This window comes from Prochlorococcus marinus str. MIT 0918 (assembly GCF_027359415.1).
GTDB lineage: Bacteria > Cyanobacteriota > Cyanobacteriia > PCC-6307 > Cyanobiaceae > Prochlorococcus_E > Prochlorococcus_E marinus_C.
Genome location: NZ_CP114780.1, coordinates 1,525,294 through 1,546,855, shown reverse-complemented (window position 1 = coordinate 1,546,855; position 21,562 = coordinate 1,525,294). Strand labels below are relative to the sequence as shown.

The following is a 21,562-nucleotide window of genomic DNA, read 5'->3' as shown; positions in this document are numbered from 1 at the left end:
AGCATTTAAACTTATTCCAACCTACTTTGTTATATAAACTATTTCTTTTAAGAGGTTTTTTATTCTGATTTCACCTAATTGGTTAAGAGAGCTTGTCGGAGCTGGGGTCTTTTATACAATTTTACCCAAAGTCCCATTAGTTAAACCAAAATTCACAGGAATTGCACGTTTTGCTCCTATCATAGGTTTATTTATTGGGATATTTGAAATATCTATATTATTATTTTTATCTAATTTAGGTTGGCCTTATGAATCCCTACCTTTTATTGCCATATCTATTAATTTATGGCTAACAGGAGGATTACATTTCGATGGTCTTATGGATACAGCAGATGGGATAGCTGCTGGCAAAAAAAAATCTATTGAAGCAATGAAGGATAGCAGAGTAGGAGCAGGAGGTGTTATGGCATTAACTATTAATATAGCATTACAAATAGCAGCATTATATAAAATTAAATTACTATATATTTACGCTATTCCAATAGCATGTTTCTGGGGCAGATATTCTCAAATCATAGCAATAGGAAATTATCCATACATAAATAGCAATGGTTTTTCAAAGTTCCATCAAGATACTTGGGGAGGAAATGTCAAAGAATCAATTCCTTCTGTTTTTTGTATTGCATGCATTCTATCTTATTTAGTCAGCATAAATATTGATGAAAATAGCAAGATATTTCTGATAATTATAACCTTGATAGGAATTATACCTGCAATTCTAATTCCTAATTACCTAGCTTTTTGTCTTGGAGGACAAACCGGAGACACTTATGGAGCTTCAGTGATATTAGTAGAAACATTTGTTCTTACATTAATAGCATTTATTATCCCTGCAAGTTAATAACAAAAGCATTCCCTACCTTTGGCAGAGATTGGTCAAAAGAAGATGGATTTATATTTAATTTCAATTCACCCCCAAATTGTTTTGCTAATTTCCTACCCACGCTTAAGCCTATTCCCGAACCAACTGAGTTTTGATTTTTTTTACTTCTAAAACCATTTTCAAAGATTTTTTCTCTTTCATCTAAATCAATAGGTTCTGAATCATCCCATACGCAAATTCCATCATTACTAAAACAAATGCCTATAGATGATTTTGATGAACTATATTTAAATGCATTTTCCAGAAGATTAGCGACAATTTCAGCTATAAATCCTTCAGATGCTGGTCTCAATTTTTTCATCCAGGCAGGGATATTTGCAGGTCCTATCCATTTTCTACCTTGAAGTTTTGCATTTGCTTCTGCACGATCGATCAATGGGCGTAATAATGCCAATAAATCTATAGGTTCCTCGTTTGAAATTAAGGGGGGCAATAACAAGCGAGAAGGGGTAATGGACTGAGAGACTAATTTTGGCTGAGTAAATTCATCTAATGACAATAAATATTTCCCAACCTGCTCTTGTTCACTTAAAAGGCCTTCAACCAGACCTCTATGACTGCTCTCAGGGCCTAATTTCCTTAAAAGTAATTGAGCATAGGTTCTCAATGCAGCAAGAGGGTTTTTTAACTGATGTACAAGCATCCCAATATCGTCTCTTTGCTGATTGAGCTCATTCAAAAGTTTTTTGCGATCAAGCTCCAAACTTAAGCAGTTTGCAATCACAGAGGCACTTGCCTGCAAGCTATGGTCAAGAGATTCTGGCCAATGCTGTTCTGCGGGGAGTCGTTCTACTCGAAGAACTCCTAAAAGAATTGACCCTTCTTGCAAAGGGTACCATCGCCGAAAAGGTGACGGAACACGAACCTCAGGGTCATTTTCTAGAGGGGTTAAAAACTTGTTAAGCCTCTTTGGACGTTGGCCTATTACCTCTAAAGATGGAGAATTGCTCGAATTATTCTTAGCTACATAAACAACAATATGTTCTATCCCTGCATACGAGTCAAAACTCTTTAGCTGCAAGTCAACCAAATTTAAAAATCTATCCGAAAACTGCATAATGGTTAGATTTCAGGCCAAGAACGACAAAATGAGAGCGACAATTGCTTGAAAAATCTGGAAAAAGTATTAAGATATCAGATAACACCTTTAATAGGCTATTAAAGAAGCCCCTGTTAAAAGGTTGATTCGGCAAAGTTGCACCAAAGGGTGCTTCTAAGGCTATATCAGAGGTTGATGGGTCCCCTGAATCAGGCCTTCCTAATTAATTTAAATTGTTTTTTAACACTCCTTGTTAAAAGAAAAATTTAAGCTGCTGATTTGCTAATTAAATCTTTTTAATCAGCAATTTTATTAATTAGTTTCAGCCGCAAAATATTAATTCATTTTCCTATTTAAAGGGACATTTCTCATGTCAAAAAAACGTAAAAGAATTAGCCGTAGGCGTTTGGCTGGCCAAAGAGTTATGGCACATGTCCCTACTTTTCATCTTGAGACAGGCTCATATAAGCCGGTAACAGCAGCTAGAAGGTACATTGCTGAAACCACTATTAATGCTCCTGCAGTTGTAAATGTTCGACGAAATGAACATACTACAGATAGATTTTTCTGGGGTGAGAAAGGATTATTTAGCGCTCAATATGCTGAAGAGAATCATTTCCTTTTCCCATCTTTACGTTCTATTGTTGAAGCTGTTGGCGAACACAATATGTTTGAAGGGTTAGAACTCACTGCAGATGATTGGGAAGAGATAGAAGAGTATGAATATGCTTTTGTTTAATTGAAAACAAAGGTTACTTAAAACAACTTTCAAGAAAAATACGGATATTTTCATAAAGTATTTGAGGTATTTCATGCCCTCCGTCAAAACAATGAAATTCAACCAAGTTATTTTGTTTTTCAAATAACTTTAATAACTTTCGAGATGCCTCAATAGGGACTATTTCATCAAATTGGCCATGAGATAAAAATACTAAAGGGCTGTTTTTAGGAACATTCAGGTCAGGGTGAGGGTAAGCGCTACAACCAATTAAGCCTGCTAAGGGTAATTCACACCCAACAGCTAATGCCATTGCTCCCCCTTGAGAGAATCCCAAGAGAACTGTTTTATCTAAAGGTATTCGAGAGTCATTAAGTGTCTTCAATCGAATTAGAAGATCATTAATAGCATTTTTAGCAGCCTTCCAATCTGCTGGAAAAAGTCCATACCATTGTCTCCCGAATCCTTGAGGGTGCATTTCAGGTGCTCTCAAAGAGATAATTTCAATTTTCTTCTCAAGTAGATTGGCCAAATTCTCTCCTAAAGGGAGCAAATCATCAGCATCAGCACCCCATCCATGAAGCAAAATCAACCGATGAGTTGCAAATTCAGAAGTAATACAAAAAAAATCCTCTTCCATCAAGCAAATAGTTTCACTGGTGCGTAAGTTAACCCTTGGGATGCTTTTATTTTTTTCTTATGGCGCCAATTGCATTATTAAGCGTTTCAAATAAAAAAGGGATAGTGCCTTTTGCTAAGGCATTAACTGAAGAATTTAAATTTCAAATAATCTCAAGTGGTGGAACTGCAAAAGCATTAGAAGATGCATCTATTCCTGTAAGCCGCATCTCAGATTTCACTGGTGCACCAGAAATACTAGGAGGGAGAGTCAAAACACTGCATCCCAAAGTTCATGGAGGAATTCTTGCGAAAAAATCAGATTCATCTCATCAGTCTGAATTGAAGGAACAAAATATTCCCTTCATTGATTTAGTAGTAGTAAATCTTTATCCCTTTAAAGAAACCATTGAAAAGCCTGAAACCCTATTTGAAGAAGCCTTAGAAAATATTGATATTGGAGGGCCAACAATGATACGTGCAGCAGCAAAAAATCATCAATCAGTAATTGTTTTAACTAATCCAAGTCAATACGAAAACTGCCTTCTCGCTTTAAAGAATGGAGAAGTATCTAAACAAATACGGTTTGAATTAGCTTTAGAAGCCTTTGAACATACTGCTGACTATGACGCAGCAATAGCTAGATGGATGCAAACAAAAAAACCAGAAAAGAAGTCTCCTTGGATTCAATCTACTCCTCTCAAACAAACGCTACGTTATGGAGAAAACCCACATCAAAAAGCATCTTGGTATAGCTCAAGAAGACATGGCTGGGGTGAAGCAAAACAAATTCAAGGCAAAGAACTGAGCACAAATAATCTTTTAGATTTAGAAGCTGCAATATCAACAATCAGGGAGTTTGGATATGGCACTAACATCAAAAATCAAAATTGTGATAATGCTGCAGTTATCATTAAACATACTAACCCCTGCGGAGTTGGAATAAGTAATTCATTATCCTCAGCATTTAGCAAAGCTCTAGACGCCGATAGAACAAGTGCATTTGGAGGAATAGTCGCACTTAATTGCTCTGTAGATCTCAAAACCGCATCTCAATTAAAAGGTATATTTTTAGAATGCATAGTTGCTCCACACTTTGATGATCAAGCTAAATCAGTCTTGGCAGAAAAGAAAAATCTAAGACTTATAGAACTAGACCCCATTTCAATAGAAAAAACAGACAAGCATAATGTAAGAAGTATACTCGGGGGAGTAATAGTTCAGGAATTAGATGATAAGCCAATCCAGGAAAATGCTTGGAAAGTAGTTACAAGGAAGGAGCCAAGCAAAATACAAATTAATGATTTAACTTTTGCTTGGAAAGTAGTTAGACATATAAGATCAAACGCCATATCAATTGCATCCTCTGGACAAACTCTAGGGATTGGGGCTGGTCAAATGAATAGAATTGGTGCAGCTAAAATAGCACTGGAGGCAGCAGGGATAAAAGCAAATAATGCTGTATTAGCAAGTGATGGTTTTTTCCCTTTTGATGACACCATAAGATTGGCAGCAAAATATGGAATCAGTGCAATTATTCAACCTGGAGGAAGTATAAAAGATAATCTATCAATCGATGCCTGTAATGAATTAAATTTAAGCATGATTTTCACTGGTAGAAGACATTTTTTACATTAAAGTCTTAATTAAACATATAAAAATAATCTATTAATTATCATTAGACTTTGGATAATAGGTTACTTTATTAGTCTTTCTAAAAGCAGACAATCTTCCAGGACCAGCACATAAAAAGTATAAAGAAATAGCAGCATAAATTGCAGACAGCTCAAAAGCATAATTGTGATCATCTACAACAGCCAAAGGAAATCCTTCTAAGCCTGTATCAACCAGGTGAAAATAAACTGCAAAAAGCATTGTATTTAAAAGGCCCAAGGCAGAAATTCTTGCAAATATTCCTAAAGCAAGTCCTATTGGGCATACAATCTGAGTAATAGCTGCAGCAAAAGTCCATATAACAGGATCTCCTGGAAGAAATCCAAAATATTTACCAACAACAAACTCTGCAAAGCCTTGGGGGTCTTGAAACTTTTCAAGGCCATGATGGATCATGAAAATACTAAATCCAACTCTAAGAATAAAAATCGCAAGTTCTCCCAAAATATTAACTTCACCATCATTTGGACTTGCTACAACCACTTCAACCTTCTGCGATTGATTAGCTTTTGAAGATTGAGATTCCTCTGAGTTAAGCTGGATAGAGTCAGGCATCATTTATAAGCATCAGGTACATATATTAGTTGTTTACAAGCAAACTTGATTAAAACAATAAATTTTAATTCTTTATTATGCTTATCTCTAATTCTCAGTTTGTATAAATTAAGTCCATTATCTTAATTGAATCTAAAACAATCAATATCAACTTTTAACTTTCTTGGTACTAAGTTTTATAAGTTTCTGAATGACATGCTCAACTATTCTATCTGGCGTAGATGCTCCAGAAGTAATCCCAACATTAATTTCTCCTTCTGGTAGAAAATTCGATTCAGTTGTAAGAACATTTCCTAAAGGTTTATGGGTAATAGTATTGTCCTCATCGCCAATTCGCTCAGGAGTATCTATATGAAAGGAACGAATACCTTTGCTAAGAGCAATTTCTTGCAAATGAGTAGTATTAGAGGAATTAAAGCCTCCAATCACTACTAATAAGTCAAGTGGTTCGTCTACTAAAGAAAACATTGCATCTTGTCTTTCTTCAGTTGCATCGCAAATAGTATTAAAAGCTAAAAAATGCTCATTCAAATCTGCTGGTCCATATTTGCGAAGCATAGTTTTTTCAAAAAGCCTTCCTATCTCTTCAGTCTCGCTCTTTAACATTGTAGTTTGATTTGCCACTCCAAGTCTTTTAAGATCTCTATCTGGATCAAAACCTTGTGACGAAGCTTTCGAAAACTTTCTCAAAAAGTCATCTCTATTACCTTCTCCTAAAATATAATTAGACACATATTGAGCTTCTTCTAGATCCAAAACAACAAGATATGTACCAGCAAATGAACTAGTGGCTAAAGTTTCTTCATGTTTGACCTTTCCATGAATAATTGATGTGAATTGATGCTTCTTATGTTTTTCTACCGTATGCCAGACCTTTGAAACCCAAGGGCATGTCGTGTCAATAATATGGCAGCCTCTTTCATGAAGAAGTTTCATTTCTTGAACTGTTGCTCCAAAGGCTGGCAAAATCACAACATCACCTTCTTCTACTAAAGAGAAATCTTTCACACCCTTCTCTGCAGATATAAAACGTACATTCATATGCCTTAAATGATCATTTACTGAGGGATTATGAATAATTTCATTCGTAATCCAAATGCTTTCAGTTGGATAATGTCTCCTTGTTTCATATGCCATTGCAACTGCTCTTTCTACACCCCAACAGAAACCAAATGCTTCTGCAAGCTTCACTCGTAATCGTCCATGTTCTAATAAATATCCATTATCACGAATTGACGCAATTAAATTACTTTGGTATGCCTTCTCAAGAGCTTGTGCTCTTTTTGCAGGGGACTCAAATCCCCTCCGGTTATAACGATCAGAGTGGTGTAGAGATCTTTTAAAAGCCTGAGTATCCATTTTTATATTTTATAGAGACTTCATTATTTAATAAGACTCTATTAGCAAGAGCTCCAAAGCACAAAAAAACCTGGCATAAAGCCAGGTTTTTTTATAAATGTAAAAGTTGTTATTAATTGGACGAAGCAAAGTCTGGATAAGCTTCCATTCCATGCTCTCCAATATCAAGTCCTTGGATTTCTTCGGCTTCACTAACACGAATGCCACCAAAGAAGCCCCCAATTACAGACCAAGCGATCCAACAAGTAATCACTGTCCAAATTGCATAAGCAGCTGCACCTAGTGCTTGTATTAACAAGACTGATAATCCCCCTCCATTAAAGAGTCCAATACCAGCTGCGCCAGGATCCATACCATCAACACCCCAAAGTCCAATTACAACAGTTCCCCAAATACCACAGACACCATGTACTGAAAAAGCACCTACAGGATCATCAATTCCTGCTGAGTCCAAAGTTGAAACTGCAAAGACAACAATCACGCCACCAACAAATCCAGCAAGCCAAGATCCAGTTAGTGTCATGTTGCCGCACCCAGCAGTAATACTTACTAAACCAGCAAGAATTCCATTAATGATCATTGTCAAATCAGGCTTACCTGATGTCAATGTAGAAACTACTGTTGCAGCTATTGCTCCTCCAGCAGCAGCAAGGGTTGTTGTTACTGCAACATAAGCAACATATTGATCCATAGCCAGTTCAGAACCTGGGTTAAACCCATACCAACCAATCCAAAGCACCAATGCGCCAAGTGTGGCAATTGCCATGTTATGACCTGGCATTGCTTGGGCTTTACCATCAACAAATTTGCCAATCCTTGGTCCAAGAAGCATTGCGCCTACAAGACCAGCCCAGCCACCTACAGAGTGCACAATCGAGGAGCCAGCGAAGTCTATAAAGCCCAGTTCACTCAACCAACCTCCATTCCACTGCCAACTACCTGAAATTGGGTAAATAAAAGCAGTCAAAATCAAAGAAAAAACAACGAACTCACCAAATTTGACTCTTTCAGCAACCAGCCCTGAAACAATTGTTGCTGCAGTACCTGCAAATGCAGCTTGAAAGAGAAAATCAACCGCAGGGACAAGGCAACCATTGTCACCTGCAGCAGCACATGCAAGTGCTCCAGAGGGATCAGGATCGAAAAACAATCCTTTAAAATATAACCAGCCGCCAACTAAAGAATCTCCATACATTATGGAATAACCAATAAACCAATAAGCAGTTACGGCTAATGCAAAAACAAAAAGATTTTTGGCAAGAATGTTGACAGCATTCTTTTGGCGACACATACCGGCTTCGACCATTGCAAAACCAGCATTCATAAAGATTACTAGTATTGTTGCAATGAACAACCAAAGATTATCAGCTAAGAAAGTTGCAGCCTGTGCACCAGTTAAATCAGAAAGTCCAACTTCAGCACGAGCAGCAAAACCAAAAACACCTAAACCAAGAAGGGCTAACGGAACAGTGGCTAACCAAATCAAAGATTGACTTGATCGAAACCCACGAACGCTTCGAAGGAGTAGCATAGGACCTTCAAGAAGACTGGCTTCCTGAAGACGAACCATGCGACGCCCAGGAGGCGATTGCAAAGCGGTGGTCATAAAAAAATGCAAATCATACAAATGAACTAAATCAGAACGATTTAGTTCTTTCATCTACAAATATGAATAAATTAGAGGCCCTGTCCAGTAATAATTTATACATAATCAAAGATTTGTCTCTTTGGTTTTTAATTTAACTTTCTGGCCTATGACCAAAAAGAAATTTCATAACTCACCCAAAACAACTGAAAAGGTTAAGTCTGATGGGGCAAAAGGAATGATTGTTGGAGGGACGATATTGGCTTTAACTTCAATATTTGTATTAGCAATTATTATTAAGACAAAACTCTTGTAGCTAACGAGAGTGAATCTTCTTCCCTTTTTAAAAAAGGTTTAGTGCCTTCCCAAGTTATATGGTCATTATGGAAACCAAAGGAACAAGGTATTATTTCGACCCCAGCAGTTATAGCCCTTCGAAAAAGACCGCCATAAACTGGATCAGCTGAATCACCTGGCGCAAAGACTTCCACATCAGACCTACTAATACAAGGAACTAAAACAGACCTTGATTGAGGAAGTTGGCTCATCATTTCATTCAAATGTTTTTGCCCTCTTGTGGTTACTGTGTCAGGGAAAAGAGCCTTCTCTTCTTTAGTCCAAGTTGTGTTTTTAATTTCTATATAGATTTCTCTAAGATCACAATTATTGCTATCGGGTGTTAGGAGTAAATCAATGCGACTTTTTCTTTCAATTCCATAAACGACTTCATTTCTAATTTCTTTGATCTCACCCAATTCTTTTTTTAAAAAACCTGCTTCTATAGCAAGTCTAACAAGTTTATTAGGGGCAGAAGTATTTACACCAACCCAACAAAAACCTTTACCTGAAGGCACTTGAGCCTGTTCCCATGACCAAGACAATTTACGAGATGGTGAGGGTACATACCTCAATCTAATACGACCTCCTGGTTGCAAAACCCCTGTCATGGGGCCAGTATTGGCACAATGGGCAGTGACCAATTCACCACTGTCAAGTTTCACATCTGCTAAAAAGCGTTTATATCTTTTCAGCAAGATGCCCTCTGTTAATGAGGGAAAAGTTTGAATAGTCTGGCCAATCATGAAAAACAAATCAAGATTTAATCAATTCAAGAATCTTGATTAAGACGATATCTAAAAACTATGCATTTTGATAAACCAAAAATATGAAAAGGTCACTGAAAAAAATTTCAGCCCTTATTAGCTTTGGTACATTTCTTAGCAAAGCCGGCGGAATGGCCCGTCAAATTGTGATAGCTGGTTTTTTTGGAGTTGGCACTGCATATGATGCATATAATTATGCATATATATTGCCTGGTTTTTTTCTTATTCTAATTGGTGGTATTAATGGTCCATTGCATAATGCAATAGTCTCGGTACTTAGTAAGGCTCAAAAAAAAGATGGGGCATATATTGTTTCATCTATTAATACTTATATCTTAATTACGTTATTATTTATTAGTTTAATTTTGTATTTAAACGCAGATTTAATAATCACTATATTTGGACCTGGGCTAACAAATAAGACTCATGATATTGCAGTAATGCAGCTTCAGATAATGTCTCCTGTTATACTATTATCTGGATTAATTGGGATAGGTTTTGGGTCGTTAAATGCAAGAGATGAATTCTTTCTTCCTTCTATATCACCTCTAATTTCTAGTTTAGTAATAATAACTGGAGTAAGTTTTTTCTGGTTATATCAAAAACCAAATATTAGCGTTATCAACCTTCCTATAGAAAGTGGAATAGTACTGGCAAAAGCAACATTAATAGGAGCAATTTTACAGTTGATAATTCAAATTCCTTTTTTAAAAAAGAAAGGACTGCTAAAATTCAAATTCAATTTTGACACTGAGCATTCAGCTATTAAAGAAGTGTGGAAAATTATTATTCCAGCAACTTTATCATCCGGAATGTTACAAATAAATGTTTTTACAGATCTGTTTTTTGCTTCTAACATACTTGGAGCAGCTGCAGGTTTAAGTTATGCAAATTTTATAGTTCAAGCTCCTTTAGGAATAATATCAAATTCAATAATAATACCTTTACTACCTACTTTCTCAAAACTTTTTCACAATGATAATAATAAAGATTTAATAAGAAGAGTTAGGCAAGGTATTATATTTTCAGCCTCTAGCATGATATTTTTAGGCTCTATTTTTATAGCACTAAATCAATCAGTTACAGAAATATGTTTTGGCAGAGGAGTTTTTGACACCACTGCAATCAAGCTTGTCTCTGGATTGCTCATTTGCTATGGAATTGGAATGCCAGCTTATTTAATAAGAGACTTATTAGTTAGAGTATTTTATACTCTTGGAGATGCAAAGACCCCATTTAAAATATCCACAATAGGAATAATTCTAAATATTTTTTTAGATTGGTTATTTATTGGGTGTCCAACTCCATGGACAAATCAGATTGGAATTAATTTTGGAGCGAATGGGATTATTCTCGCTACAGTAGGAGTTAATATTTTTACTTGCATACTGCTTTTACTAAAATTAAAGATAAGACTAGTCGAAATACCATTAAAAAAATGGGGTTTTGAAATAGGTAAACTTTTAACTTGTGGAATTATTTCAGGCTATATTGCTTGGCGTATAAACTCAATCACATTAATACCCGTAAATAACTTTTTATTGGAAGTAATGCAACTAATTTTCTCTATAACAATAAGTTTCTGCACTTACTGCCTTTTATCTAATATTTTAGGAATAAAAGAAGTTCAAGAGCTAACTAAAATATTTAAATTAAAAGCTGTCAATTGTTTAAAATAACATCACGTTCTTCTCTTATTTGCAAAGGTATTTGCAAGCTATCAGTCCCTTTCAAATTAGGACCCTTTACTGAAAGTATTCTAGCTTCTATTCCAAATTCATTAAAAGCATTTTCTATCTCCTGAATCAATGCTTTCTCAACTTGTGACTCTGCATCAGCGACTTTGCCAATAAGTCTCTCTCCTAATCTGCCGATTTGCTTGCGGACAACATCTCTAGCATTAGTGACCTCAATGATTATCACAATAAAGACCTAACTTAAATAACCCTATCTGCAATAGGGAGCTAATATCTCTTCTAATTCAAAAAACTGGTCAGAAGATACTAAATTAGATAACGGTAATTTTGTTTTACCTTTACCTAGAACAACTTCTACTCCTTCCAATGCCTTTTGTGCAGCTACATTCGCTTCATCATTAAAATGAGCCTGGCATTCAATTGCCAAGGCTTCAGATAAACCTGCATCTCCCAAATACAGATTCCAGTTCTGAACCTGTAGATAAATTCGATCAGCAATTGCGAGCTGTAGCTCTCTTAACTGGGCAGAATCTATATTCATGAAAATTTCTAATCTGATATAGGGAACCTACTCACTCTTTAGAGAAGAGTCACTCTGAGCTGAAGGTCTTCGAATAATTACAAATGTCAAATGAAAAATTAAAAATAAAAGCCATAAACCAGTTATCCATTGCAACTGAGGCAGATTATGACGGATTTGGTGAGCCAACCACAACCCACTATTAACCGCTGCAAAAGCCATTGCATGAATAGTAAAATTTACTATTCGAGAGAAATGCAAATAAAGGGGATCAGTAGGATCTCCATTTCCATACCACCTAAGAGGCATTGCTTTTTTGTATTAATGTAATTCTCACGTCATCCTATAGTTGAAGAAGTAGATCTCAAAATTCTACTTAATCTCATGCGCCTGTAGCTCAGCGGATTAGAGCATCTGACTACGGATCAGAGGGTCGGGAGTTCGAATCTCTCCAGGCGCGTTACAAACTTTTTAATGTGATCAACACAAAAAGGAAAATTAAGCAGGGTTTTTCTTAATCAGACCAAACCTTTGCTTACTATCCGAACAGTGAACCAAAAGGAAACTATTCCCTTGCTTTCGATTAATTCAAATCTCCATACAACTGATCCAGAAATATCTCTTTTGATTAACAAAGAGCTCACAAGGCAACAAACTCATCTGGAACTAATAGCAAGTGAAAACTTTACTTCCAAGGCGGTAATGGAAGCACAAGGGTCAGTTTTAACTAATAAATATGCAGAAGGTCTCCCTAACAAACGTTATTACGGAGGTTGTGAGCATGTAGATGCTATAGAAAATTTAGCTATTTCTCGTGCAAAAAAACTTTTCAATGCGGCTTGGGTAAATGTTCAACCTCATAGTGGAGCACAAGCTAACTTTGCGGTTTTTCTAGCCCTACTCAATCCTGGTGACACAATAATGGGTATGGATCTCTCTCATGGTGGACACTTAACTCATGGATCGCCAGTAAATGTAAGCGGAAAATGGTTCCAAGTTGTGACTTATGGAGTAGACCAAGACACACAAATGCTCAATATGGAAGAAGTGAAGCAAATTGCACTTAAAAACAAACCAAAGCTAATTATTTGCGGTTTTTCCGCATACCCTAGAACTATTGATTTCAAGGCCTTCAGAGCCATAGCAGATGAAACAGGTGCATATTTGTTAGCAGACATAGCTCATATCGCTGGTTTAGTAGCCACTGGAATACATCCAAGCCCTATCCCTCATTGCGATGTTGTAACTACCACTACGCACAAAACACTAAGAGGTCCCAGAGGTGGGATCATACTTTGTAGGGACGAACAATTTGGCAAGAAATTTGATAAGGCTGTTTTCCCAGGGAATCAAGGAGGTCCTTTAGAACATGTGATCGCTGGTAAAGCAGTTGCATTTGGCGAAGCACTAGATAAAAGTTTTGAGATATATACTCGTCAAGTAGTTTCTAATGCAAAGGTATTAGCCAAACGATTGCAAGAGAAAGGGATATCAGTGGTTAGCAATGGAACTGATAATCATATTGTTCTTCTAGACTTAAGAAGTATAAAAATGACAGGTAAAAAAGCAGATTCAATAATGTCAGATATAAATATAACTGCAAATAAAAATACAGTTCCTTTTGACCCTGAGTCACCTTTTGTCACTAGTGGTTTAAGATTAGGGACTGCTGCTTTAACAACTAGAGGATTTAACGAAAAAGCTTTCTTTGAAGTAGCTGATGTAATATCAGATTGTTTATTAAATCCAGAGAATATATCTATTAAAGAAAAATGCAAAGACAAAGTACTTAATCTATGTTCAAGATTTCCTCTCTATAATTCATTGAAATAAAAAAATTGTCTAATAATCAAAGTGTTGAAATTATTAATGTTGGAACAGAATTACTTCTGGGAAACATATTAAATAGTAATGCAAAGTGGTTAGCAGAGAATTTAGCTGAACTGGGAATCGAACACTATAGACAAACTGTTATAGGAGATAATTTTGATCGACTGAAACAAATTATTCTGGAAGCATCTCAGAGAAGTCGTATTGTAATTACAACTGGGGGATTAGGGCCAACTCCTGATGACATAACAACTGAAGCAATTGCCTCAGCCTTTGGTGTAAATTTAACTGAGAATAAATATATTGTAGAAGATATAAAAAATAAGATGGGATCTAGCTTTAACCTGCCCAAAAGTAATTTAAAGCAAGCATTCTTTCCTCCAGACGCAGAAATTATTTACAACCCATCAGGGACTGCTCCAGGAATGATCTGGTCACCAACAAAATTCTGTACCATTCTTACGTTCCCAGGAGTACCTTCAGAAATGAAAAAAATGTGGGAATTAACTGCACGAAATTGGCTTATAATTAATCATCCTTCGAAGAGGATTTTCACTAGTACAAATCTAAAATTTACTGGAATTTCAGAATCTGCACTTGTCGAAAAAATACCTAATTTAATAAATAAAAAAAATCCGACTGTAGCTCCTTACGCATCATTAGGTGAAGTTAAAATAAGAATTACAGCAAAGAGCAAAGATACTAAAGAAGGCAATATTTTAATAAGTCCTATTGCAAATGAATTAATAAATAAATTTGAACATAATTTTTTTGGCAGAGATAAGGAAACATTATCTTCTGTTGTGATTGATTTATTGCGTCAAAAGAAACAAACAATTGCTGTAGCTGAATCTTGCACAGGAGGATTATTAGCAGCATCACTAACTGCCATCCCAGGGTCATCAGATGTTTTTTTAGGTGGTGTAGTCGCCTATAACAATTTAATCAAGGAAAATATTTTGGGTGTCCCTAAAGATCTATTGACAAAACATGGAGCTGTTTCAGAACCTGTTGTTCAATCTATGGCTTTTGGGATTCAAAAAGCATTTAAAACAGATTGGGCCATAGGAATAAGTGGGATTGCTGGACCAAGTGGAGGAACCCTTTCCAAACCCATCGGCAATGTAGAGTTTTACATTTCTGGTCCTAAGGTTAATCAATCAATACAAGAAAAATTTGGTAGTTTCCGAGATCGAGCCGAGATCCAAAAATTGAGTGTTGTAAGAGCACTAGATCAAGTTCGGTTATTTTTGCTCTGTCAAAGCTAATGTTGAATCAGATAAGAATCTAATCATTGAGCTCAAGAACGCTATACGACAAAATTTGGGATCTCCATAAGGTACAAGATTTACCAGGAGGTTCTACTCAATTATTTATAGGCCTTCACTTAATTCATGAAGTCACCAGCCCACAAGCATTTGCTGCGTTAGAAGAAAAAGGGTTAAACGTTTATTTGCCAGAGAGAACAATTGCAACGGTAGATCATATTGTCCCAACTACTACTCAGCAAAGACCATTTTTAGACCCTTTAGCAGAGCAAATGCTCCAAACACTTGAATCTAACTGCTCAAAGCATTCGATCAAATTTTTTCAAATTGGTTCTGGAAATCAAGGAATAGTTCATGTAATCGCTCCTGAAACAGGGTTAACACAACCAGGAATGACTATTGCATGCGGTGATTCTCATACTTCCACTCATGGTGCTTTTGGTTCAATTGCCTTTGGCATTGGAACTAGTCAAGTTAGAGATGTTCTGGCTAGTCAAACTTTGGCAATGAAAAAACTTAAGGTTCGTAGACTGTGGTTTGACGGAAATCTTAAAAAAGGTGTATTTGCAAAAGATCTAATACTTCATGCAATTGAACAACTTGGCGTAAAAGGAGGAGTTGGTTATGCCTATGAATTTGCAGGACCTGCAATAAAAACTCTCTCTATGGAAGAAAGGATGACCATTTGCAATATGGCTATTGAAGGAGGTGCTCGCTGTGGGTATATAAATCCTGATCAAAAAACTTTTGATTATTTAAAACATAGAGAATATTCTCCTAAAGGAATTAAATGGGAGAATGCAATTAAATGGTGGGAGTCAATTATTAGTGATGAAAAAGCAATTTATGACGATGAAGTTAGGTTTAATGCATCTAATATTCCACCAACTGTTACCTGGGGCATCACACCTGGTCAATCAATTGGGATTGACGAATCTATTCCTAGCCCAGAGTCATTAGACCCAAGTGATAAACAAATTGCTATTGAGGCATATCAATATATGAATTTAAAACCTGGGAGTTCCATAGAGGGACTACCTATTGATGTTTGCTTTATAGGTAGCTGCACAAATGGTCGTCTAAGCGATCTACAAATAGCTGCTGAAATTGCTAAAAATCGTCATGTAGCAAATGGAGTAAAAGCTTTTGTGGTTCCTGGCTCAGAGAAAGTTGCAAAGCAAGCTGAAGAAGAAGGTTTACATGAAGTATTCAAAAAAGCAGGCTTTGATTGGCGAAAACCTGGCTGCTCTATGTGTCTAGCAATGAACTCAGATAAACTAGAAAATGATCAAATCAGCGCAAGTTCAAGCAACAGAAACTTTAAAGGTCGTCAAGGTTCAGCAAAAGGGAGGACCCTTTTAATGAGTCCTGCAATGGTTGCAGCAGCCGCAGTTACAGGCTCAGTAATTGATGTGCGAAAACTTATTAATTAAATTTCTCTAGAAAAAATTCTTAGAATCAATGCATCAAACTTCAAATTTACCTCAAGGGCCTATTAAAAAAATAAAGGGGAAATGTTTCTACCTGCAGGGTAATGATATAGATACTGATCGAATTATTCCAGCTCGTTTCCTCAAATCTATTAGTTTTGAAAAATTAGGAGAACAAGTATTTTCAGATGATAGAAAAGAACAAAATGGATTACATCCTTTTGATTTAGTAATTAATCAAACAAAATCTATTTTAATAGTTAATAAAAATTTTGGTTGTGGGTCAAGCAGGGAACATGCTCCCCAAGCCCTAATGAGGTGGGGAATAAGAGCAATTATAGGTGAAAGCTTTGCAGAGATTTTTTATGGTAATTGCTTATCAATTGGTATCCCTTGTGCAAAAATTTCGAATTCTAATATTACAAACTTAGTGAATCATATGGCGTCTTTGAGAGATATGGAAGTTGAACTAAATCTACAAAATGAACAACTAATATCAAAAAAGAATTCATGGCCTTTAAATATAGAAAAAAGTTCACTAGACATGTTTTTGTCTGGGAATTGGGATGGAACTTCTACCTTAATCAAAAGCCAAGATCTGATAAAAAGTAAAAGCAAAAGCATTCCTTATCTAAATAATTTCAAATTCTAATTAATTAATTAGAATTTGAAATTATTAATTATTTTCTTTTGAACTTCTTTTATCTGTGAAGTCAAAGCCATTTAATCGGAAGCTTGCTCCTCCCCGTTCATTCATGTAGTCATAAAAAAGACCAATCTCATAAGACCTTCTTTGCCAAATAACTGATGTTTTAGATTGAATCGAATTACCATAGCTATCTGAAGAAGCATCAATGTTTACTTCATAAATATTTTTAATTAAAATAGGTCCAATTATTTGCTGAGAAAATTCCATATTTAATTTAATTAAATCTCTTGCATTATCAAATTTAAATGGACTATCTCCAGACTTGAGTGTATAAGAAGGCATAAAAGATATTTTAGTATAATCAAAATATTTTTTTTCTAATCTCCCTATTGTCAATACAGGTCCAACGGAAAAGGTCAGCTCAAACTGATGATCTCCATTACTATAAAAATTATTATGAGAACTAATTTTAGTATTTAAAAAAAGTGAAGGATTAATATTTTCAGGAGAAAAAGGTAGAGGGGAATAAATCAGTTTATTTTTTCCTTTAAAAACATTGAGTGGCTTCTTAATATTTAAACTTCCATCTATATTAGATCTCCATAAAGTAATTAATTCAGACTTATTGAACTTTTCAGCCTGATATTCTCCGGTCATACCTATTAGTTTATATGTAAAAAAATTATCGCCTTGCTTCCAACTTTTACCCTTTTCTAGCTTTGTGCCATAAGAAGTATAAATGTCATTACTACCTAAACTTCCATTGAAAACCTCGTCACGATAGGCTGCAAAAAATGTGGTTTTTAAGTTGTCAATATTTGGAAGATCTATTATCTTCTCAAAATTCAATGAATATCTAGATCCATGAAAAAATCTATCTTGATTAAAAGTTGTAATTTTTATATTTAGATTTGTATCCCAATCTAAAGTAGTCCCTTTAACATTAGTCTCTAAACCAAATAAATCTCTTGCTCCAATTGGAGATTTAACTTTTTTACTTATTACAGATTTTCCTTTTGATGGATAAGACTTAGTATCTCCTTGTATTGAACGTTGAATCAAAAACTGTGGTTGCAATAAAATTTCAAAGTTATCATTTATTTGAAAAGGCTTTATCTTTCTACCAACAAAAAAACCATCTTTATCGTTTTTATCATAACCAGTAATCCACTTCTGTATTTTTTCTTCGCCAATTCCAAACTCTCTATTTCCAATTGGGAATTTGATTTTATCTTCTAATATTAAATAACTACGTTTAGCAGTAATTACTGTATTAACAGAAGAATCATCAGATTCTTTAACTTCAACACTAAAAGATTCAATTCGATTTTGCGCAGGCAAATAAGGATCATTAGTCAAACTAACTTGATCAGCTTTCCAAAGATCTTTCTTAATGTAAATTTTAGCTGCTTTTATTCGCCATTGAGTTATAGATTTAGACTTTGATTTATCATGGTCTATAATATTCATTTCAGGGTCAAATCCACCTTGCAATATAAACCCATCTTTCAATTTAACTTTTTTAGAAATAGAGGTTAATTTATCTTTATTATCGAACAAGTTAATATAATTATCAAAATCAGATTGATTTTGAAAATTCAGATCTTTAGCTATTAATTCAAGGTCAACAACTCCATAAACATTATTCAAAATCCCTTCTTTTTTATCTAAATCATATTGGAAATCAGAAGCTGATAAATATTGAGAACCTTTTTTAAAGACTATATTTCCATTTGCTATAATATTTTTCTGGTTTTGGTCAAATTCAATTCTATCTGCAATAAGAATACCTCCTATAAGAGATACTTTTACATTCCCTTCAGCGACAAATAAATTATCAGTTTCCCAAAATTGTTTATCTGCAATAACGTCAAATTCTAGTTTTAAATTATTTTCTAATTCATTGATATTATTTTGCTTCGTAGAAGCAAGGTAGAAGAAAGGTTGAAATAAAAAAAAATTTCCTCTTTTAGAATCTAAGTCTTTAATATGAACATCTCTAATAAAATTTTGGTTTTTAAAATTCTGACTTAAATCGAACAGAGAAGAGGTCTGAACAGATTTCAAGTATTGCTTAGATTCAAATCCTGATTCAACAGGTTGGTTCTCTAATCCTCTTGCTGCCATTAAAGAGCTATTCGCCCTATAGGAGGTGCTATAAGCATCCAAAGGGCATAAACATAGATTTGCTACTGAAATAGATCCAGCAATGATTGCAGTAGGTACTAGCGTCGCCAAAATCTAATCGCCGACGCAAATAAAAAATTCATAAGCCGAAAAACGCTGGCCTATTAGAGCCATTGTTCTAATTAGAACAATGGCTGATTGTATTTAGTCTTGAGGTCCCTCGAGATCTTTTCTGGCTGGAGTCCTTGATGGATCACTAGCCAAGAAACCAAAGAGGAAAACACCAACAAAGAAGAAGACGACCGTATATACGGATATCTTTAAGGCAAGCATGACTAGCTAAATCATCTATAGAAACATGCTTATCTTATGGGGAGTTGTACCCAAATTGACCCAATTATTACCTTTGATTGAAATGTTTCTATGCTCAACATTGGCAAAGAAGGACATTAAAAAGACAGATTCTTAATCATCATGATCATCCCAGGGATCCTCTAAAGCCTTTGCAGGAGGGCCAAATGCTGTATAGAGACCAAAGCCTGTTAATCCCAATAAGACTACTAGGAAGGTTATTGCTATTGAAAGCGCTGGAGATGAAGTTTGCATCAAATCTTTCTAAAGGTTGGACATCTTAGAGGGTATTTCTCATACAATATCGAAAATGATTCATTAACTGAGGAACAAAACTCAAAATGGGACAAAAAACAGCTCTTGGCTCTCTACTTAAATCCATTGGCAATTCTGGCCAGGGCAAGGTTGTAGCCGGTTGGGGAGCAGTACCAGTGATGGCATTGGTTGGAGTATTACTTCTGGTTTTTCTGGTGATAATGCTGCAGATTTACAATCAATCACTACTTTTACAAGGTTTCTCCGTTGATTGGAATGGTGTTAATTAAGTCACAAATCTGACTTAATTATTTCATTTATGAACATTTTCGGGGTGGGGCTGCCTGAAGTAGCAGTCATAACAGCTCTTGCTTTGGTTATTTTTGGACCAAAGAAACTTCCCGAGCTTGGGCGCAATCTTGGCAGGACTCTAAAAGGTCTTCAAAAAGCATCTTCCGAATTTGAAAATGAGCTTCAAAAAGCAATCTCTGATCCTGAAGAAGATGCTAATGAAAAAAACACTGATCTAAATCCTCAAGAAGATTCCTCTAAAAAAAAATACAAAATATAATTAAACCCTATTACACTTCATAGCAAACTCAATGAGCCGAGGTTGTTTCAGGTTATTAGCTGGTCTAGGGAACCCAGGAACTAAATATTTGCAAACTAGACATAACATTGGTTATATGGCACTGGAAAAGCTTGCCAAAAGAGAATCAGCTTCTTTTAAACTTAACAAAAAACTTCTTGGGCATTTAGCAGAAATAGATTCAAGCAGTAAAAAGAAGGTGCTTTTATTACCAAATACATTTATGAACGAAAGTGGACGCTCAATCAATGCTGCAATTAAATGGTTTGATCTAGAAATTCATCAAATCTTGATACTTGTAGATGATATGGATCTACCACTAGGTAAATTAAGGCTTAGAGAAGAAGGAGGCTCTGGAGGTCATAATGGTCTCAAAAGTATTATTCAACATTTAGGATCTGAGGATTTTTGCAGGTTAAAAATTGGGATTGGTGCACCTTCATTAATAATGCAAGAAAGAAAAGCAAAAACAACGCGCCATGTTCTTGGGAGATTTGATAAACAGGAAGAAGTAATTGTAGAAAAAGTTTTAAATAAAGTAGTAGAAGGATTGGATACTATAAAAAAGTATGGATTAGAGCGGGGTACGACTTTTATAAACTCCTCTCAATCAAGCTTGGAAAGTTAGAAATGAATAAAAAAACTTCTACAACAGCATATTTAAAAGTTTATAGTCAAAATTTTGCAACCCAGACAATTAAAGGAGAAGTATGTGCAGGAAGTTTTCATTGGGATTTTATTTGGAGCTTCAGCAATGGTACTCTTACAATAGAACCACCACTAGGTAGAGCACTAATACAAGATGCTCTTTTACGATTTCTTATAAAATCTGACTATTATCTTGAGCCAGGAAGTGATTACAACTTTATAATTAGGGCCAAATTTTGAAATTAGGAGGGCATTTCCATGTTATTTGAATACCAAAATAATCCTCTATTAATATCAAAGAGACAACACTATCTATATTTTTAGGTGTTAAAGATAATGTTTTTAAAAGCTTGCTACAAATAGATTTAGGGGGGAATAATTGCCAATATCTATCTCTTGCACGTAAAGTTGTCCTGGCTTCCTCAACCAATCTTATAGAGATAATATTATTATCAATCAACAATAATTTCCAATATTTACTACCAGTGCCGTTCCCTAAAATGAAAAGGTCTATATTATAATTCTCCATCCAATCATTTATCAATTCTATAACATATTCTCTCTTAACAATCCTGCCATCTAAAACAACTTTACTTTCTATATCTGCAAGTAATAATCCACATTTTTTTTGCCCAGGGTCTATTGAAATGACTTTGCTCATTGA

At 35.2% G+C, this 21,562-nt stretch carries 26 protein-coding genes and 1 tRNA gene; 14 read left to right on the top strand and 13 right to left on the bottom strand.

The features are described from left to right. Window positions 1-40 precede the first annotated feature (40 nt). The gene (locus tag O5636_RS08365; protein WP_332299720.1) at window positions 41-841 is read left to right on the top strand and encodes an adenosylcobinamide-GDP ribazoletransferase; all 801 of its coding nucleotides are present in this window, start codon (window positions 41-43) and stop codon (window positions 839-841) included. Here the strand turns inward: O5636_RS08365 and O5636_RS08360 are convergent. After that, complete coding sequence (locus tag O5636_RS08360; protein ID WP_269622342.1) at window positions 825-1,940, bottom strand: sensor histidine kinase; 1,116 nt, start codon at window positions 1,938-1,940, stop codon at window positions 825-827. The genes O5636_RS08365 and O5636_RS08360 overlap by 17 nt on opposite strands. A 352-nt stretch (window positions 1,941-2,292) precedes the next feature. Between O5636_RS08360 and O5636_RS08355 the strand changes: the two genes are divergently transcribed. After that, window positions 2,293-2,661: a DUF3155 domain-containing protein gene (locus O5636_RS08355; RefSeq protein WP_269622341.1), complete on the top strand. Its 369-nt coding sequence runs from the start codon at window positions 2,293-2,295 to the stop codon at window positions 2,659-2,661. Window positions 2,662-2,674: 13 nt separating this feature from the next. Here O5636_RS08355 and O5636_RS08350 read toward each other — a convergent pair whose 3' ends face one another. Continuing rightward, window positions 2,675-3,280 carry an alpha/beta hydrolase gene (locus tag O5636_RS08350; protein WP_269622340.1) on the bottom strand — a complete coding sequence of 202 codons (606 nt, stop codon included), beginning with the start codon at window positions 3,278-3,280 and terminating at the stop codon, window positions 2,675-2,677. A 59-nt stretch (window positions 3,281-3,339) separates the two neighbouring features. On the opposite strand from O5636_RS08350, the gene purH reads away from it, so the two are divergent. Beyond that, window positions 3,340-4,896 (top strand): bifunctional phosphoribosylaminoimidazolecarboxamide formyltransferase/IMP cyclohydrolase, encoded by a 1,557-nt coding sequence (gene purH / locus O5636_RS08345; protein ID WP_269622339.1) that lies wholly within the window; start codon window positions 3,340-3,342, stop codon window positions 4,894-4,896. Between the two features lie 30 nt (window positions 4,897-4,926). On the opposite strand, the gene O5636_RS08340 is transcribed toward purH, so the two are convergent. The 3 genes from O5636_RS08340 to O5636_RS08330 all read right to left on the bottom strand — a co-directional run bounded on the left by O5636_RS08340 (window position 4,927) and on the right by O5636_RS08330 (window position 8,452). After that, window positions 4,927-5,490, bottom strand: coding sequence for a DoxX family protein (locus O5636_RS08340; RefSeq protein ID WP_420063768.1), 564 nt, complete (start codon window positions 5,488-5,490; stop codon window positions 4,927-4,929). A gap of 144 nt (window positions 5,491-5,634) precedes the next feature. Beyond that, entirely contained in the window at window positions 5,635-6,846 is a 1,212-nt protein-coding gene (locus O5636_RS08335; RefSeq protein ID WP_269622338.1) for a 4-hydroxy-3-methylbut-2-enyl diphosphate reductase, read from the bottom strand. Between the two features lie 112 nt (window positions 6,847-6,958). Beyond that, on the bottom strand, window positions 6,959-8,452 hold the full coding sequence (locus O5636_RS08330) for an ammonium transporter (protein ID WP_269623573.1): 1,494 nt from the start codon (window positions 8,450-8,452) through the stop codon (window positions 6,959-6,961). Between the two features lie 148 nt (window positions 8,453-8,600). On the opposite strand from O5636_RS08330, the gene O5636_RS08325 reads away from it, so the two are divergent. After that, complete coding sequence (locus O5636_RS08325) at window positions 8,601-8,747, top strand: hypothetical protein (RefSeq protein WP_269622337.1); 147 nt, start codon at window positions 8,601-8,603, stop codon at window positions 8,745-8,747. On the opposite strand, the gene sfsA is transcribed toward O5636_RS08325, so the two are convergent. Next, entirely contained in the window at window positions 8,728-9,513 is a 786-nt protein-coding gene (gene sfsA, locus O5636_RS08320; protein WP_269622336.1) for a DNA/RNA nuclease SfsA, read from the bottom strand. The genes O5636_RS08325 and sfsA overlap by 20 nt on opposite strands. An 83-nt stretch (window positions 9,514-9,596) precedes the next feature. On the opposite strand from sfsA, the gene murJ reads away from it, so the two are divergent. Then, a complete protein-coding gene (gene murJ, locus O5636_RS08315; RefSeq protein WP_269622335.1) occupies window positions 9,597-11,213 on the top strand; it encodes a murein biosynthesis integral membrane protein MurJ in 1,617 nt (538 codons plus the stop codon). On the opposite strand, the gene O5636_RS08310 is transcribed toward murJ, so the two are convergent. Genes O5636_RS08310 through O5636_RS08300 form a run of 3 tightly spaced genes read right to left on the bottom strand, consistent with a single transcriptional unit; the run spans window position 11,197 to window position 12,060 of the window. Continuing rightward, entirely contained in the window at window positions 11,197-11,457 is a 261-nt protein-coding gene (locus tag O5636_RS08310) for a cytochrome-c oxidase (RefSeq protein WP_269622334.1), read from the bottom strand. The two genes, murJ and O5636_RS08310, sit on opposite strands and share 17 nt — an antisense overlap. Window positions 11,458-11,481: 24 nt before the next feature. After that, window positions 11,482-11,772, bottom strand: a complete 291-nt coding sequence (locus O5636_RS08305) for a DUF3181 family protein (RefSeq protein ID WP_269622333.1) — start codon at window positions 11,770-11,772, stop codon at window positions 11,482-11,484. 27 nt (window positions 11,773-11,799) lie between these two features. Beyond that, window positions 11,800-12,060: a 2TM domain-containing protein gene (locus O5636_RS08300; protein ID WP_269622332.1), complete on the bottom strand. Its 261-nt coding sequence runs from the start codon at window positions 12,058-12,060 to the stop codon at window positions 11,800-11,802. 77 nt (window positions 12,061-12,137) lie between these two features. Here O5636_RS08300 and O5636_RS08295 point away from each other — a divergent pair. The 5 genes from O5636_RS08295 to O5636_RS08275 all read left to right on the top strand — a co-directional run bounded on the left by O5636_RS08295 (window position 12,138) and on the right by O5636_RS08275 (window position 16,931). Next, window positions 12,138-12,211, top strand: a tRNA-Arg gene (locus O5636_RS08295). A gap of 113 nt (window positions 12,212-12,324) precedes the next feature. After that, window positions 12,325-13,584, top strand: a complete 1,260-nt coding sequence (gene glyA / locus O5636_RS08290; RefSeq protein ID WP_269623572.1) for a serine hydroxymethyltransferase — start codon at window positions 12,325-12,327, stop codon at window positions 13,582-13,584. Next, on the top strand, window positions 13,581-14,849 hold the full coding sequence (locus tag O5636_RS08285; protein WP_269623571.1) for a competence/damage-inducible protein A: 1,269 nt from the start codon (window positions 13,581-13,583) through the stop codon (window positions 14,847-14,849). The genes glyA and O5636_RS08285 overlap by 4 nt, the downstream gene beginning before the upstream one ends. A 26-nt stretch (window positions 14,850-14,875) precedes the next feature. Continuing rightward, a complete protein-coding gene (gene leuC / locus O5636_RS08280; protein WP_269622331.1) occupies window positions 14,876-16,282 on the top strand; it encodes a 3-isopropylmalate dehydratase large subunit in 1,407 nt (468 codons plus the stop codon). 28 nt (window positions 16,283-16,310) lie between these two features. Continuing rightward, window positions 16,311-16,931, top strand: a complete 621-nt coding sequence (locus tag O5636_RS08275; protein WP_269622330.1) for a 3-isopropylmalate dehydratase small subunit — start codon at window positions 16,311-16,313, stop codon at window positions 16,929-16,931. A 24-nt stretch (window positions 16,932-16,955) separates the two neighbouring features. On the opposite strand, the gene O5636_RS08270 is transcribed toward O5636_RS08275, so the two are convergent. The 3 genes from O5636_RS08270 to psbN all read right to left on the bottom strand — a co-directional run bounded on the left by O5636_RS08270 (window position 16,956) and on the right by psbN (window position 19,661). Then, on the bottom strand, window positions 16,956-19,166 hold the full coding sequence (locus O5636_RS08270; protein ID WP_269622329.1) for a DUF3769 domain-containing protein: 2,211 nt from the start codon (window positions 19,164-19,166) through the stop codon (window positions 16,956-16,958). A 93-nt stretch (window positions 19,167-19,259) separates the two neighbouring features. Next, window positions 19,260-19,388 carry a photosystem II reaction center protein I gene (locus O5636_RS08265; RefSeq protein ID WP_012194835.1) on the bottom strand — a complete coding sequence of 43 codons (129 nt, stop codon included), beginning with the start codon at window positions 19,386-19,388 and terminating at the stop codon, window positions 19,260-19,262. Between the two features lie 132 nt (window positions 19,389-19,520). Next, the gene (psbN, locus tag O5636_RS08260; RefSeq protein WP_269622328.1) at window positions 19,521-19,661 is read right to left on the bottom strand and encodes a photosystem II reaction center protein PsbN; all 141 of its coding nucleotides are present in this window, start codon (window positions 19,659-19,661) and stop codon (window positions 19,521-19,523) included. A gap of 86 nt (window positions 19,662-19,747) precedes the next feature. Here psbN and psbH point away from each other — a divergent pair, with 86 nt between their 5' ends. The 4 genes from psbH to O5636_RS08240 are packed head-to-tail and all read left to right on the top strand — an operon-like array spanning window position 19,748 to window position 21,138. Beyond that, entirely contained in the window at window positions 19,748-19,951 is a 204-nt protein-coding gene (gene psbH / locus O5636_RS08255) for a photosystem II reaction center phosphoprotein PsbH (protein ID WP_269622327.1), read from the top strand. Between the two features lie 29 nt (window positions 19,952-19,980). Next, entirely contained in the window at window positions 19,981-20,232 is a 252-nt protein-coding gene (locus O5636_RS08250) for a TatA/E family twin arginine-targeting protein translocase (RefSeq protein ID WP_269622326.1), read from the top strand. 31 nt (window positions 20,233-20,263) lie between these two features. Continuing rightward, window positions 20,264-20,878: an aminoacyl-tRNA hydrolase gene (pth, locus tag O5636_RS08245; protein WP_269622325.1), complete on the top strand. Its 615-nt coding sequence runs from the start codon at window positions 20,264-20,266 to the stop codon at window positions 20,876-20,878. Between the two features lie 2 nt (window positions 20,879-20,880). Beyond that, window positions 20,881-21,138 (top strand): DUF3146 family protein, encoded by a 258-nt coding sequence (locus tag O5636_RS08240; RefSeq protein WP_269622324.1) that lies wholly within the window; start codon window positions 20,881-20,883, stop codon window positions 21,136-21,138. Here the strand turns inward: O5636_RS08240 and O5636_RS08235 are convergent. After that, window positions 21,122-21,559 carry a resolvase gene (locus tag O5636_RS08235; protein WP_269622323.1) on the bottom strand — a complete coding sequence of 146 codons (438 nt, stop codon included), beginning with the start codon at window positions 21,557-21,559 and terminating at the stop codon, window positions 21,122-21,124. The two genes, O5636_RS08240 and O5636_RS08235, sit on opposite strands and share 17 nt — an antisense overlap. Window positions 21,560-21,562: the final 3 nt, after the last annotated feature.